This window comes from Streptomyces sp. WAC03905 (assembly GCF_057371075.1).
Genome location: NZ_JBXYDZ010000003.1, coordinates 946,152 through 960,325 on the forward strand (window position 1 = coordinate 946,152; position 14,174 = coordinate 960,325).

At 71.2% G+C, this 14,174-nt stretch carries 11 protein-coding genes; 9 read left to right on the forward strand and 2 right to left on the reverse strand.

The annotated features are described in order from the left end of the window. Positions 1-130 precede the first annotated feature (130 nt). Together AC2RP6_RS07175 and AC2RP6_RS07180 are read right to left on the reverse strand one after the other, a co-directional pair. Positions 131-619, reverse strand: coding sequence for a TrmO family methyltransferase domain-containing protein (locus tag AC2RP6_RS07175; RefSeq protein WP_486445425.1), 489 nt, complete (start codon positions 617-619; stop codon positions 131-133). Positions 620-691: 72 nt separating this feature from the next. After that, positions 692-2,095: an NsdA family TPR-like regulatory protein gene (locus AC2RP6_RS07180; protein WP_486445426.1), complete on the reverse strand. Its 1,404-nt coding sequence runs from the start codon at positions 2,093-2,095 to the stop codon at positions 692-694. 210 nt (positions 2,096-2,305) lie between these two features. Here AC2RP6_RS07180 and AC2RP6_RS07185 point away from each other — a divergent pair, with 210 nt between their 5' ends. The 9 genes from AC2RP6_RS07185 (at position 2,306) to AC2RP6_RS07225 (ending at position 13,698) form a co-directional block, all read left to right on the forward strand. Beyond that, entirely contained in the window at positions 2,306-3,748 is a 1,443-nt protein-coding gene (locus tag AC2RP6_RS07185) for an SAM-dependent methyltransferase (RefSeq protein ID WP_486445427.1), read from the forward strand. Then, complete coding sequence (locus AC2RP6_RS07190) at positions 3,745-4,332, forward strand: hypothetical protein (protein ID WP_486445428.1); 588 nt, start codon at positions 3,745-3,747, stop codon at positions 4,330-4,332. The genes AC2RP6_RS07185 and AC2RP6_RS07190 overlap by 4 nt, the downstream gene beginning before the upstream one ends. Beyond that, positions 4,329-4,658, forward strand: a complete 330-nt coding sequence (locus tag AC2RP6_RS07195) for a hypothetical protein (RefSeq protein ID WP_486445429.1) — start codon at positions 4,329-4,331, stop codon at positions 4,656-4,658. The genes AC2RP6_RS07190 and AC2RP6_RS07195 overlap by 4 nt, the downstream gene beginning before the upstream one ends. 176 nt (positions 4,659-4,834) lie before the next feature. Continuing rightward, on the forward strand, positions 4,835-5,302 hold the full coding sequence (locus tag AC2RP6_RS07200) for a hypothetical protein (protein WP_486445430.1): 468 nt from the start codon (positions 4,835-4,837) through the stop codon (positions 5,300-5,302). A gap of 485 nt (positions 5,303-5,787) precedes the next feature. Continuing rightward, positions 5,788-5,961, forward strand: coding sequence for an FxLD family lanthipeptide (locus AC2RP6_RS07205; RefSeq protein ID WP_486445431.1), 174 nt, complete (start codon positions 5,788-5,790; stop codon positions 5,959-5,961). Between the two features lie 87 nt (positions 5,962-6,048). Next, positions 6,049-9,117, forward strand: a complete 3,069-nt coding sequence (locus AC2RP6_RS07210) for a lantibiotic dehydratase (protein WP_486445432.1) — start codon at positions 6,049-6,051, stop codon at positions 9,115-9,117. Then, positions 9,114-10,385, forward strand: coding sequence for a lanthionine synthetase C family protein (locus tag AC2RP6_RS07215; protein ID WP_486450247.1), 1,272 nt, complete (start codon positions 9,114-9,116; stop codon positions 10,383-10,385). The genes AC2RP6_RS07210 and AC2RP6_RS07215 overlap by 4 nt, the downstream gene beginning before the upstream one ends. A gap of 57 nt (positions 10,386-10,442) precedes the next feature. Continuing rightward, entirely contained in the window at positions 10,443-12,512 is a 2,070-nt protein-coding gene (fxlM, locus tag AC2RP6_RS07220; protein WP_486445433.1) for a methyltransferase, FxLD system, read from the forward strand. 85 nt (positions 12,513-12,597) lie between these two features. Next, positions 12,598-13,698: a hypothetical protein gene (locus AC2RP6_RS07225; protein WP_486445434.1), complete on the forward strand. Its 1,101-nt coding sequence runs from the start codon at positions 12,598-12,600 to the stop codon at positions 13,696-13,698. Positions 13,699-14,174: the final 476 nt, after the last annotated feature.

Consider the following 14,174-nt stretch of genomic DNA (forward strand, 5'->3'; position numbering starts at 1 on the left):
CGACAACACATCGCGACGCCTGGTCCTAACCGTCGACTCTCCGAGACTGAGATTGCACACGCGCCCGAGCGGTACCCCAGGATGTCCGCCTGCCGACGTGGACGTGTCTCCGCCGCCCACCGGCGAGGTCCTACTCGGGTCGGTTGGCCGCGGGCTCCCAGTAGTTCGCCAGCATCGCCGCCGGCCAGGCCGGAGCGGCGACCGGACCGCGGGGGCCCATCTCCTCGAAGTAGGGGGCCAAGTCGTAGATCGGAGTCCCGGCCACGGCGTCGAGGTCGGTGACGTGGAGGTCCCGGCCTTCCACCTTGAGCAGGCGGGGGAAGGACGTCGCCATGCGGTTGGGACGTCGGTGGTTTCGGTGCACGAAGGTACCGGTGGGCTCCCACGTCGGGTCGTTGCGAGGGCTGCGGGCTCCAAGGTGCAGGTCGGCGTCGGAACCCAGGTGGAAGCGCCAGGTCACGATCAGGTGGGAGAACTCGTCGAGTCCACGCAGGGTGTCCAGCGGGAAGTCCGGGCGCATGCGAATGATCGATTCGACTCCGCCCTGGTAGTCGTCAGCCGGCGTCTGGTGGCCACCGACGACGTGGGCGATGGCCTCGATCGTGATCGGGTCGTGCACGCATTCCTCCCCTGGGACTACCGGACCGGCTGGGCTACCGGCTCGGCTCGGACCGGCGGTGTGACGGCGCGGTCAGCGTACCCGGCTGATCACGGTACGGGCGCGCTCGTCCAGACGGGCCAGCGCGGTGCCGCCGCGACCGCGGTACGGGGACAGGGCACGGCGCATCTGGACGACGGTGTCCAGGGCGCGTCCGGACTGGACTCCCTGCATGGCGTCGAGGGCCTGGGTCCAGGTCGCGCAGGCCACGTCGAGTGCGCCCCGCTGTATCTGGACCGCGCCCAGGAGGCCGAGGGTGACGGCGTGCGTGCGGGCGAAGGCCGTGCTCCTGCGAGTACGTACGCTGCGCAGGAACTCCCGCTCGGCGCCATGGAGATCGCCGAGGGCTTGCAGGGTGCGGGCTGTCTCGTGGGCGAGGGACGCCTCAGAGAAGAAGAAGACCCTCGCGGGCTCGTCGTCACCGGCTTGGGCGCTGCGCAGGTCGTCCTCGGCTCGCAGCAGGGCCGCGATGGCCTCCTGCTTGTGGCCGGCGGCTGCCAGGGTGCGAGCGTGGACGACGCCGAGGAGGGAGCGTTCGCGGCAGCTGGCGTTGGTGTAACGGCGCTGAGAGACGGAGGTCTCGGCAAGCTGGAGGGCCTGCGTGGGGTGGCCGAGGTCGAGGGTCTGGTGGGCCTGTGCGCGGAGGATGTGTCCTGCCAGCGGGGCGTCGTCGGCCTCGGCGGACAACTGCAGGGCCAGGCTGAGCCACTTTTGGGCCAGCACGTGCTCGGAGGCGTCGAACGCTGTCCAGCCTGCCAGGTAGGCCAGTTCGCCGGCGGCCGTGAACATCTCCTGCCGGATTCGCTCGTCAGGGAACCGGCTGCCGAGGTAGGCGGCCACGTCGGTACGGAGGTAGGCCACCAGCGCGGACCGTCCCTCTCCTCCCCCACGCCGCTGCTCGCGCTGCGACAGCAGCTGAGTCATCTCCCGTACGGCAGCCACGTCGTCCGGCCCAACCGTCCGGCCAGCCGGAGGTCGCCGTGTACGGGCGGCGGTCAGGGAGTGCTCCCACCACCCGGCGGACGGCAGGCTCATTCCGGCGAGCGAGAAGGCGGCGCGCTTGAGGGCCAGGCGGCGCTCCAGGTCCAAGTCAGTTCCCCCGAGATCCACGAGCTGTGCGATGGTGTCGCCGCGTTGAGGCCGCATCGAACCCGCCTGTTCGTCGGGGTCGTTGAGCCCGATGTCAGCAGGCGTGACGATGCGGTTCAGCCCCTTGCCGAGCAGTCCTCGCGACAGCGTCTCGCACAAGATACGGGTCGCCGTCGGCCCCGGATGTGCTCCTCGAATCCACTGGTTGACATGGGAGCGCGTAATGGACTGCAGCTCCGTGGCTCCGACCTCGGAGGCGACGCGCACCACGTGCGCGGCTGCCGCGACCTGCGACCAGCCGATTTCCTGGAGTACGCCTTCCAGTCGCATGTTCCGTTCGCGCGGCACGCAGCGCTCCTGTCCACGAAACGATCTTTACCCGCGTTACCCGTCCCCGACCGCGCCTTTGGATACCCACACGGGGTGAAACGCGGTTCGCTGAGCGTAACGGTAGCCCCAAGGGCCACTCCCACGGCCGTAGTTCGGCCATCGAACGCACCGGCATGCGACTCCCCGGCGGGTCAACACGTCCGCGGAATGGAACGAGGTGAGGTGACCATGCCCCATCGGATCACGCGAAGCGACCTGCTTCGAGCTCTGGAATCCCCCGCCGCCGTCTCGGCGTGCGTGGCCCTGCCCAGCCGCCTCGAATCCGTCAGGCAGACCCGCCGCTTCGTCTCGGACCAACTGGGCAGGTGGGGATGTGAGTCCCTGACCGACTCCACGGTGAGGATCTGCAGCGAGCTGGCCGCCAACGCTGTCACCCATGCCGAGCCGGACGCAGCGGGACGGGGCGAGATCCTGGTTTCCCTGACGTTCGTTGCCGGCGAGGCGCTGATCGCCCAAGTCGCGGACTCCGATCCGAGCTCACCCGTCCCGAAGATCACCCGGCCCCAGGGCCTCGCGGAGAGCGGGCGCGGTCTGTCCATCGTCACCAAGCTCTCCGACTACTGGAGCGCCTCTCCCAGGTCCGATGGTCACGGCAAGACCGTCAGCGCCTACCTGCGCTACCACCAGCAGGCCCTTGCTCCCGGAGCACCGTCGGCAGCCGACCGCGCCCTGCCGCTGCCGGCCGGGCCGGACCGTGTGCCTTCCGAGGATGCCGCTGGACTCGCGACCGCGGCGGAGCCCGGCGGTGCCGAGCTGCCGCAGCTGGACTTCTCCAAGCCGGCGCTGGCACGGGTGTGTGACTACGTCACCGGCGGAACGGACAACTACCCGGCAGACCGGGCTCTGGGACGTCAGCTGCTCGAGGTGGCGCCGTGGCTGGACCGGGCAGCTGCCGCCGCCCGTGCCCACGGACAGCACGTCGTCCGGCATCTCGCTTCGCAGGGGACCGTGCAGTTCCTCGACCTCGGCTGCGGGCTGCCCCGCCGCCGCGGCCGCAACGTTCACGATGCGGCGCAGGAAGTCCAGCGCGAGGCCAGTGTCGTCTACGTGGACCGCGACCCGATGGTGCAGGCCCACGTCCGGACCGTATTCGAAGAGACGCCCCGGGAAACGGGCCTGCACTCCGACATCACCCTCACCGAGGCAATGCTCGCCCAGCCAGCCATCGCACGCCTCGACCGCGGCAAGCCGATGGCGGTCCTGCTGCACGAGGTCCTGCCGTGGATCGACGACGACAAGGCCAGGCACCTGCTGGACACGCTCCGGTCCTGGCTCCCCGACGGCAGCGTCCTGTCCGTCGTCCACGCGGCAGCCGACAGCCACCCCGAGTCGACCCCCGACCTCGTCGCGCTGTACCACGAGGCGGGCATCCTCTACCGGCCGCGAACCCTGGAACAGCTGCTCGCCCTCACCGCCGACTGGGACGTCGACGGCCCGGGCATCGCGGCCGTCCCCCTCGACGGACGCCGCGCCGTCGGCGGCCGCGAGCCGCCGTACGGCTCGTACGCGTTCACCGCCTGCGCGTCCGAGTCGGGCAGGCGGCTCGGCCCGGACGCTCTGGCGCACACGCCGGTAGCCGCCGGCGGCGCGTACCGGGAGGCAAGCCGGTGACCGCTCCATACAGCGTGCGGGCCCTCGCCCGCATTGACTACCCCCAAGCGGGCAGCCTGCTGTCCCGGCGCTGGGCCCGGGAGGCCGAGTGCGGGCGGCCGGTCGACCAGGAACGCGATATCGCCCTGATCCGGCCGCTGCGGACCAGTGACCACAGCGACGATCTCCACGGTCTGTTCGAGGCCGGGAGCCTCGTCGCGATGTGGGAGCTGGACGCCAGCGGTCCGGGCCCTGGCTGGAACTCGTCCGAGTGCGCCGAGAGCAGCGTCGGCCTGCTGCTGCTCTACACCGACCCCATTCACCGGCACGCAGGCCGCCTGGTCTCGCTCTGGCTCGCCGATCAGCTCGCACGCCGCCCGCGCCCGCCGCAATGGCTGCGCTGCAACGTGATCGACGGCCGGCTCGCGGACCACTTCGCCCGCGCGTGGCACTGGGAGAGGGTCCGCTACGACCACGGCCGTCACCTTCTCCAGCTTCCTTGCGACGTGAAACCGGCGCTGAGCGCGCTGATCACGGATCCCGTCTCTGAGCGGGCGTCCAGCTCTCCCTCCCTGGCCGCGCCCGCAGGGAGCGAACGCCCGTGACCTACAACGACTTCGACGACGACCCCTACTGGACCGGGCTCGCGGACTACGAGCCGGAACCCGTGCACGACCGCGTGGCCGCCCGCACCGTGCGCGGTGCGCCGCCCGGAGAGGTCCGGGACGCGTCCCCCCGGGAGATCCGGGTCGGCGACTGGTTGGTCCTCGACGGCACGGCCTACGAGATCACCAACATGTTCTCGCCCGGCTTCGACAGGTCCTTCAAGCGAGTCATCCTTCGCGGCCGCCCCGACCTGGTGGTCAAGACGCGCCAGGAGATCGTGCGCCCGTACGAGGTCTCGCACCACGCACCGCGCCGCCCCTGGTAGCCGACGGTCTTCCCCGCACGGCATCGACAACTGACATCCAATTCCCTGTCCGAGGAGTTTCCGTGGGTCCGTCACTTCCGATCCCCACGCCGCAGTCCTGCTTACCCTCTCCGCCGTCACGGCCGAGGAGGGGAATTCCAGGCGGTGTCCGTCCTACCCCACCCGAGGCGGAGCCGGTGACCTGGCGTCTGCTGCGTGCCCTCGCGGTCTCCCGGCTCGAAGACATCACCGACGAGGACAGCGGCCTCTGGGACACCCTCAATCGTGTCCTTGACGATGCGGTGGACTTGGGCGAGGTCCGCCCGCTGACTGCCGGCCTGGCTGTGGACCTCCGCTCGCTGACGGACCGGGCCTCCCGCCACGTCGATACCGGGCTCACCGAGGAGACGCGGGCGCGGGCGTGCGGTCTCCTGCGCGAGGTCCGCGACCGGCTGCTCCGTGACGCCCTGGACATCGGTCTTCTGCGCCGACTGGCCTGGATGACGGAGGAGGTCGCAGGCGAGGTCCTGGCCCCGGCTCCGTCCGCCGCTACTTCGGCGCCGGCCGCAGGGCGTGCGTCCGCGTGCTCCCCCGTCGCCTCGGGGCGGGCCGGGCAGTGGTCCAGAGGGCCCGCCCCTGCCGCGTACTCGGCGGCCTCGGCATGACCGTCGGTGTCTCCGCTGCCACGAGGCCGGACAGCATGCGGATCCTGGACCGGGCCTGCGTCATCGTGCACCAGGGGCTGCTGCGTCTGGACAGCCTAGGCGAGGTCGCGCTGCACACCGGGAGTGTGCCGGTCCGGCTGCGCACACGGGAACCGCACCCACGCGACCCTGCATCGTGCCGTCCGCAACCGGATCCACGCCGGCCACTACCGGCCTGGGACGGCACTGCCGACCGGTCTGCTGGGCAAGTAGTTCGCCCTCCTCCCCCACCACGGGCCCGGCTCTGTGAAGACCGCACCGGTGCCGGCCTCTCGCCGCGCCGCCCGGCACCCCCCAGAGACAGGGGCTGATCCCTACCGCCGCCCTCGCGGCCCACGACTTCCCTCTCCGGCGCTTCCGAAGGGGGGAGGCCAGGAAGCGCGCCGTCAGGCACGTGCCCCTGGCCAGTAGCACACCAACAGACCGAATCAGCAGAAGGAGTTGCAATGGCCACCAATCCCAACCCGGGCATGACCCAGGCCCAGCCCAAGGCCACGGCCGAGGACGCGTTCCACCTGGACGTGGAGCTGGCCGAGGTCGGCGACGCGGGCGCCCTGAAGACCCTGACCGACGACAACTGCGGGTCGACCTGCGGCGCCTGCACCACCGGCGTCCACTGACCCACTCGCTCCACCCTGACCGGTGCCGCCCCGCCCAGCGCGGTGGGGCGGGGCGGCACCGGGCCCGTCCGTTCCTTTCGCCCTTTCATGGAGGTTCAGGTGGCAAGCCCCGCGTTTCGGTCCGGCCGCACGGCGCTCGTGCGCGCGGTGACGTCCCCCACTCCTCCGCTGGTGCCCTGGCCCGACCTGGCCGACCGGTCCCCCGGGGACTTCACCGGGCAGCTTCCCTGGCTGCGTGCGATCCGCGACACGGATACCGGCAAGGCGTTGTGGCACGCCAGCCCATCACTGGGCAGTGAGGTCGATGGCCTCCTGGCCGCCGAACTGCCCCGGCCCCGCGATGTGCGGCGAGCTGTACTCTCGGTGGCCCGGTACGTGCTGCGAGCACACGGCCGCCCCACCCCCTTCGGATACTTCGCCGGCGTCACCACCGCCGGATTCGGCACCTCGGCCCGTGCCGACTGGGGACGCGAAGACCTGCCGGTGGCCCGAGCGTCCGCGGAATGGATGGAAGCGGTCATCGCTCGGCTGGAGGCCGACGCCGAGCTGCTGGAGCGGATTCCGGTAGTCGCCAATACCACCCTCATGGAACGTGGCGATCGTCTCGTCGTCCCGTACCGGACGGACACCGGAGCCGCCCGCCGGCGCGCGGTCGAGGCCTCCGTCCGGATGACCGGCGCCGTGGCTGCCGTCCTCACCGCCGCGCAGGCGCCGGCCCCGGTCGCAGACGTCGTCGCGAAGGTCCTGGCCGAGTTCCCCTCGGCAGGGAGGACCACCGTGAACGGGTTCGTGCGGGAGCTGATGGCGCTCGGCGTCCTGGTCAGCGCCTTGCACGCGCCGAGCACGGAGACCGATGCGCTCGGCAACCTGCTGGCCCAGCTCGACACCATCGGCGCAGACGAGGTCGTCGGGGTATCGGAGATCCTCACCGCTCTGCGGGCCATCCACGATGAACTCCAGCACGCCGACGGGCACGAGGCCGCCCGTGCCCAGATGCGCGCCGTCGCCTCCCGCCTGCGTCGGGACCCGATCGCCCTTGACGTGCGCCTGGCCGGGTCCGTCGTGCTGCCGGACGACGTCGCCCGGGAGGCCGAGCGCGCCGCCCTGCTGCTCGCCCGCGTCGGCCCGGCGCCGTTCGGGACGGCAGCCTGGAAGGCGTTCCACATGCGGTTCTACGAGCGGTTCGGGATCGGCTCCATGGTTCCGGTGCTCGACGTGGTCGCCGACAGCGGTATCGGCTACCCCGACGGATACCCGGGCGCCGGCCCCGCGGACCTCAAACCACGGTTGACGGACCGCGACCAGGTCCTGCTGCGGCTGGCGCAGCAAGCTGCCCTCGACGGCTGCCGCGAGGTCGTCCTCGACGAGGCCACGATCGAAGCCCTGACCGTGGGCAGCGAACCGGTACGGCTCCCGCCCCACCTTGAGATCGGGTTCCGGCTCCGCGCACCCGAGACGGGGGCGCTGGACCGGGGAGGCTTCCGTCTGGAAGTGGTCAGCGTGTCCCGGGGCGCCGGGGTCGGAACGGGCCGGTTCCTCCCTGTGCTCGACTCCGGGCAGCGGCAGGCTTTGATCGACGACCTCAGTGACCTTCCGGCTTCCGACCCGGACACGATCGTCGCGCAGTTGTCGTTCCCTCCGCTGCTGCCGGAGAGCGCGCACGTCACCCGGACATCGCGTTTGCTGCCCACCGTGATCAGCCTGGCCGAGCACCGGCCCCCTGGTGAGGACGTGCTGACCGTCGACGACCTGGCCGTGGGTTGCGACGGGCGCCGGATGTACCTCGCTGCCCCCGGTCGCGGGCAGCGTGTGGAGGCGGTGGGGATGCATGCCCTGAACCTGGACACGCACACCCCGCCCCTGGCCAGGTTCCTCACCGAGCTGGGCCGCGCCCAGTGCGCGCAGGTCACCACGTTCGACTGGGGAGCCGCCTCCCACCTGCCCTACCTTCCGCGCCTGCGCTCCGGCCGCATCATCCTGGCGCCGGCCCGCTGGCGGCTCAACGCCGGAGAGCTGCCTGCCGCCGACCGGCCGTGGAAGGAATGGGACGCGGCGTTCGGCACCTGGCGCGACGCCCGCAAGCTTCCCCTTACGGTGCACGTCGGGGAGGGCGACCGGCTCCTGCCCCTCGACCTCACCGTCCCCGCGCACAGGGCGCTGCTGCGCGAGGAACTGGACCGGGCCGGTGCGATCACGGTCGCCGAGGCGCCGGCTGCGGCCGATCTGGGGTGGTGCGGCGGCCGGGCCCACGAGATCGTCGTGCCTCTCAAGGCCAGCCGTCCACCGGCCTGGCCGCGCCTACCCCAGCCCACGTCCGCTCGCACGGTTCGGAGGGACCTGGTCCACACCCCCGCCGTCTCGCCTGTCCTTCTGGCCAGCGTGTACGGGGACATCCGCCGCCAGGACGTCCTGCTTGGGGAGCAGCTGCCGGACCTCCTGGAGCGGCTCGGCGGGCCGCCCTGGTGGTTCGTACGGTTCCGCGACCCCGACCAGCACCTACGGCTCCGGTTCGCCCTGCCCACCCCGGAAGCCTTCGCCGCCACGGCGAGCACGGTGAGCGCATGGGCTGACGAACTCCGGCGGGCTGGGCTGGTGTCGGATCTGCGCTACGCCACCTCCTATCCGGAGATGGGCAGGTGGGGGGAGGGGCCGGCCTGGGCTGCGGCCGAGGAGGTCTTCCGAGCGGACTCCCGAGCCGTCCTCGCGCAGCTCACCTGCGTGGGCCAGCCGTCCCGGCGGGCGCTGGTCGCCGCGCACAGCGTAGCCATCGCCGCCGCCTACCTCGGCAGTACGGCGAAGGCGATGGCGTGGCTGATCGACCACATCCCGCCCGCGCCCCCGGCACGGGTGGCCCGCCCGGAGTTCACCGAGGCCGTGGCGCTCGCCAACCCTGACGACGGCTGGGCAGCCCTGCGGTCTGTCGCCGACGGCGAGACGATCCTGAGCGCCTGGAGCGACCGCAGCCAGGCCCTGGCCACGTACCGGAACCACTTTCCCGGCCCGGATACCGAGGGCATCGACGTCGACGACGTTCTGACCTCCCTGCTCCACGTCCACTTCGTCCGCGCCGTCGCCGTCGACTTCGCCGAGGAAGCCGTCTGCCTCTACCTCACGCGGGCCGCCGCCCTCGCCTGGACCGCCAGGAGGTCCCGCTGATGCCCCACCCTGCACTCGGCTTCGCCCGGGAGATCGCCGACCGGCTCGCCGACCCGGCGGCCGTACTCGGTGCGCAGGTCGTGTCCGACTGGCGTCGGCAGTCCCTCGGCCATGGCGCTCCGGGTATCGCGTTGCTGCACATCGAGCTCGCCGCTGTCGGCCTCGCGCCGTGGGACCGGGCACACTCCTGGCTCTCCGCCGTGGCCAGACAGCCACTGACCAGCGGGCTCGACAGCCACGCCTTCTACGGAGCGCCGGCTTTCGCCCACACCCTCGCGTGCGCGGCCGAACGCCTTCCTGGGGCATACAGGGCCGCACTCGATGCCCTGGACCGGCAAGTGGCCAGCGACGCACGCCGCCGCCTGGCCGCAGCCGAGCAGCGCATCGAAGCCGGAGAACTCCCGGCGCTCGCGGAGTTCGACGCTATCCGCGGTCTCACCGGATACGGCGCCTACCTCCTTCGCCGACGCCCCGACAGCGACACCGTCCGCGACATCCTCGACTACCTGGTCCAGCTCACCCAGCCCCTCACCCACCGGGGCGAGACCGTGCCCGGATGGTGGACGGCGTCCGGACCTTCGGGCCGCCTCGAGGACCGCTACCCGGACGGGCACGCCAACACCGGGCTCGCCCACGGCATCGGAGGCGTCCTTGCCCTCCTTGCACTCGCCGCACTCCGCGGAACGATGGCCTCAGGTCACCGGGAGGCCATCGCCAGCATCGTTCAGTGGCTGAACCGCTGGGAGGTCGACAGCGGCCGGGGACCGGTCTGGCCGTACTGGGTAACCCTGCCCGCCCTGCGCACTGGTCACTTGCCCGTGGGGCCCCAGCGACCGTCCTGGTGCTACGGCACTGCCGGCCTCGCCCGCGCGCAGCAGCTTGCCTCCATCGCCCTCGGGGACCGGAGAAGGCAGCTCGCCGCCGAGCACAGCCTTCTGGCCGCGCTGACCGACTCCCAGCAGCTCCGCAAGACCACCGACAACGGTCTGTGCCACGGCTTCGCCGGCCTCGCCCACATCGCCGCCCGGGCAGCCTCGGACGCCCTCCCCGCTACCGCCGGTCAACTCCGCGCAGTGCTCCCCGCGCTGCTGTCCGCTGTGCACCCCCCTGTCAGCGACCCGGCCGCCGCCGCAGCCGGGCTCCTCCAGACGCAGGAACCCGACCCCGGGCTCCTCGACGGCGCCGCGGGAATCGCCTTGGCCCTCCTGGCACCAGCCACCGGAACGCCGACGCAAAGCTCCTGGGACACCAGCCTGCTCATCGCCTGAACGGCACACCCACCCAAAACACCCCGTCGTCGTCTACCTACTTGAAGGACATCACCGATGCAGGGCACCTGGCACCAGATCAACGTCACCTTCCGGGACCGCGCCGCCGCGCAGCAGGTGATTCCCCAGACGCTCAAACCCGCCCTGCTCAAGGCCGAGGACCGGGATGAGATTGCCGCCTGGTGGTTCATGAACAAGCAGCCGTGGAAGCTGCGCGTGCGCACCACCGGAGACGAGACCCCCACCCTGTGGGCCGCCCTGAGCGAGCTCGTTCGAGACGACCAGGTCCGGCAGTGGATTCCCACCATCTACGAGCCTGAGACCCTGGCATTCGGCGGGACCGAGGGCATGGAGGCGGCCCACGAGCTGTTCCACGCCGACAGCCGCCACCTGCTGACCTACCCCGTCCAGACCGGGCACCTCGGTCGTCGCGAGACCGCCGTCCTGCTGGTCAGCGCGATGATGCGCGCTGCCGGTCTCGACTGGTACGAGCAGGGAGACGTCTGGGACAAGGTCGCCGCCGAACGCCCGACCCCGCCGATCCTCGCCTCCGAGCTGGACGCGGCCATGCACTGCCTGCTGACCGTCGACGCCCGCACCCTGTGCCGGGAGGACGGCCCGCTCCACGGCCACGCCGACTGGGTCCGCGCCTTCGCACGGGCCGGGACCGCACTCGCCGTCCTCAACCACGAAGGCCGCCTGCGCCGGGGACTGAGGGCCGTTCTCGCCCACCACATCATCTTCCACTTCAACCGGGCCGGCCTCCCCCTGGAGGACCAAAGCGCCCTGTCCAACCTCGCCCGAAAGGCCATCATGGGAACGAGTGACACCCCCGCAACCACCCCCGACGGCACCCCGGCCGCCGATAGCGTCGGATCGGTGAACACCAACACGCTCACCACCCCCGACCCGACCGCGGAACAGCTCCGCAACGCCCTCGTCGACCAGATCCGCCAGGAGGGCCACGCCGTCAACCCGGCGGCCGAAGCCGCGCTGCGCACCGTGCCACGGCACCTGTTCGTGCCCGACGCCTCGCTTCAGGAGGCCTATGCCAACCAGCCGGTTCACGTGAAGTACGACACCGACGGCACGTCCATCTCCTGCGCCTCCCAGCCCGCCGTGGTCGCCCTCATGCTCGACCAGCTCGACGCCCAGCCCGGCGAGCGCATCCTCGAACTCGGCGCCGGCACCGGGTACAACGCCGCCCTCATCGCCCACCTCGTCGGCGACACCGGTCACGTCACCACCATCGACGTCGACGACGACCTCGTCGACGGCGCCCGCGCGCACCTGGCCGCCGCCGGGTACACGAACGTCGAAGCACTGACCCGCGACGGAGCCGTCGGCTACGCCGACGGGGCGCCGTACGACCGGATCATCGCCACTGTCGGCGCCCACGGCATCCCGCACGCCTGGCTCGACCAGCTCGCCCCCGGCGGGCGGCTCGTCGTTCCCCAACGCATCAAGGGCAGCGTCTCCCGCTCCATCGTCTACGAACGCCGAGACGGCCGGTGGGTGTCGCTCGGCAGCGAGATGAACACCTTCATGCCCCTGCGCCGCGGCATCGCGGACGACGACCGGCGTATCGTCCCCCTCACCGCAGACGGAACCGTACGACTGCAGGCGCCGGCCGGGACGTCCATCGACGCCGAGGCGCTGGCCCGCGTGCTCGAAGAACCGCGGGTCGAGGAGTGGACCGGGATGACGGTCCGCGCCATGGAATCGCCCGAGTGGATGGAGCTCTTCGTCAGCTGCTCCTTCGACTCCGGCCTGATCAGGATGCTGTTCCCGGCCGCTGCGACGGGCACCACCCTCACCGAGGACCCCTACCCCTCCTCCACTGCGGTCATCGACAAGGGCGCCCTGACCTACCTCGCCCGGCGCCTCTCCGACCAGACCACCCCTGAGGGCGGCAAGCTGTGGGAGTTCGGCGTCATCGGCCACGGCCCCGGCAGCGACGAGCTCGCTGCCCAGGTCGCTGAGGCGATCCGTACCTGGGACCGCACCTACCGCAGCCGCGAGGCCGGCTTCGAGCTCCAATCCCTCCAGGCGCCGGTTCCCGAGGAACGTCCCGGCCAGTTCACCGTCGACACGCCCCTGAACCGGATCGTCATCGACTTCAACTGACCGTACTCCCCTGACCGTGTGGTGCCCGCCGCCCACATCTCCGGCGGCGGGCACCACACGTCGGGCTGCCCCCTCGGAGAACTTCATGGACCCGCACGGCCAGTTAGCCCGACGCTTCCCCCTCGTCTCACGGTTCCGGCCCGCCTGCCTTCCCCTCCCCGACCGCATCCAGTCCCTCGCAACGCTCTCCGAGACCGCTGCCGCCCGCACAGACCAGGGGCTCGCCTCGGCCGTCTACAACCAGGCCGCCCTGATCGCCAGCGACGTCGGACTTCCTGACCTCGCGCGCCAGCTGTGCCACCAGCACGCCGACGCCTACCTGCACGCAACCCCACTCCCCGCCACGGCCGCGATCCGCGCCCTCGAGCCCATCGTCAACCTGGCCCGCCTGCAGATCCGGGCCGGACACCCCGACGAAGGACGCAACCGTCTTCTGCGCCTCTTCGACGCCGTCACGAACGGCACCGCCGACCGATTCGACGAGGTGCACATCCCAGCCGACCTGATCCAGTCTGGAGACGACCGGCAAGAAGTACGCGCCTGGCTGTGGCGAGTCCTCCTCGCCGACGGCTCACGCACCCTCACCGGCAGCGGCCGGTGGGCCGAAGCCCTCGCGCACACCCACAAACATCAAGGCATCGGCAAGCGGATGTTCGACGGCCGACAGATCGCCGTCGTCACGGCCCTCACCAGCGGCGACACCGAGCACGCCGCCGCCCTCATCGCCGACACGGCCGCCGGCGAGCCGTGGGAGCACGCCGTCACCTCCTGCCTCCACGCCCTATGCCTCCGTGCCTGCACGGGCTTGGACCACAGCGCGGAGAGCGAACTCGAAGCCGCGCTCAGTGCCGTCCCCGCCGAGCAGGGCATGACGGTCTTCGATACCCGCCTGCGCCTCACAGCCCTGGACACCATCGCCTCCCCGGCAAGCCCGGCCGCCTACCGCATCACGAACGAGCTGCACCGGGGCATCGTCGGTACACGTGATGGCTCCGCCGCCCGCGAAGTCCTGGACAACTCGTTGTTCACCGAGCTCGCCGCCCCGAGACAGCTCCAGGACTGCCACGACCTCGTCGCAGCCTGTGCTCTGGGCTCCGGCGCCGTGCCCGCGCACCTGCGTAGCGCCTTGGACACGGCACTGCATCGGAGCGACCGCGTGATCAGAGACAGCCTGTCGGTCCCCTAAGTCGCCCAGGTGTCCGAGCCGGTCCGGCGTACGCACTTGGTCGGCAATCCTCCGCCCGAGTGACACGCCCCTGTTCGAGCGAGTTTCAACGCCATCGCCCCAGACGCGCCAAGCCCACCCAGCCGGACGAGAACATTCGTTCCCGTTTTGCCTCCGATCCGGCCGTGACGGACCCGGATCGGAGCCGTTCTTAGAGCACCAGTACCAGTCGTGCGCCCATCCGGAGGACCCCGTGAATCTCCTGCCGAAGCACCTCGACACTCTCCTATTAATCGAACATCACGCGCCTGCCCCGCGCCTGCGCCCTGCGGGTGGGGGTCGTGTTGACGCCGCATCTGCCTGCTGCCGCGGCTCACGACCGGATTTCAGGAGGGCTGCGTGAGCAAGGACTCGGCAAGCGGATCCGGCACCGCGGGGGTGTCGGATTCCGAGCGGCTCCTCTTCGGCGGCGAGCTGGCCTACGACATCGGCTGGGA

Bases quoted from the DNA above. Each gene is read 5' to 3' on its own strand.
- AC2RP6_RS07185 (WP_486445427.1), top strand. From the start codon at position 2,306: ATGCCCCATCGGATCACGCGAAGCGACCTGCTTCGAGCTCTGGAATCC.
- AC2RP6_RS07205 (WP_486445431.1), top strand. From the start codon at position 5,788: ATGGCCACCAATCCCAACCCGGGCATGACCCAGGCCCAGCCCAAGGCC.
- AC2RP6_RS07210 (WP_486445432.1), top strand. From the start codon at position 6,049: ATGGAGGTTCAGGTGGCAAGCCCCGCGTTTCGGTCCGGCCGCACGGCG.
- fxlM (WP_486445433.1), top strand. From the start codon at position 10,443: ATGCAGGGCACCTGGCACCAGATCAACGTCACCTTCCGGGACCGCGCC.
- AC2RP6_RS07225 (WP_486445434.1), top strand. From the start codon at position 12,598: ATGGACCCGCACGGCCAGTTAGCCCGACGCTTCCCCCTCGTCTCACGG.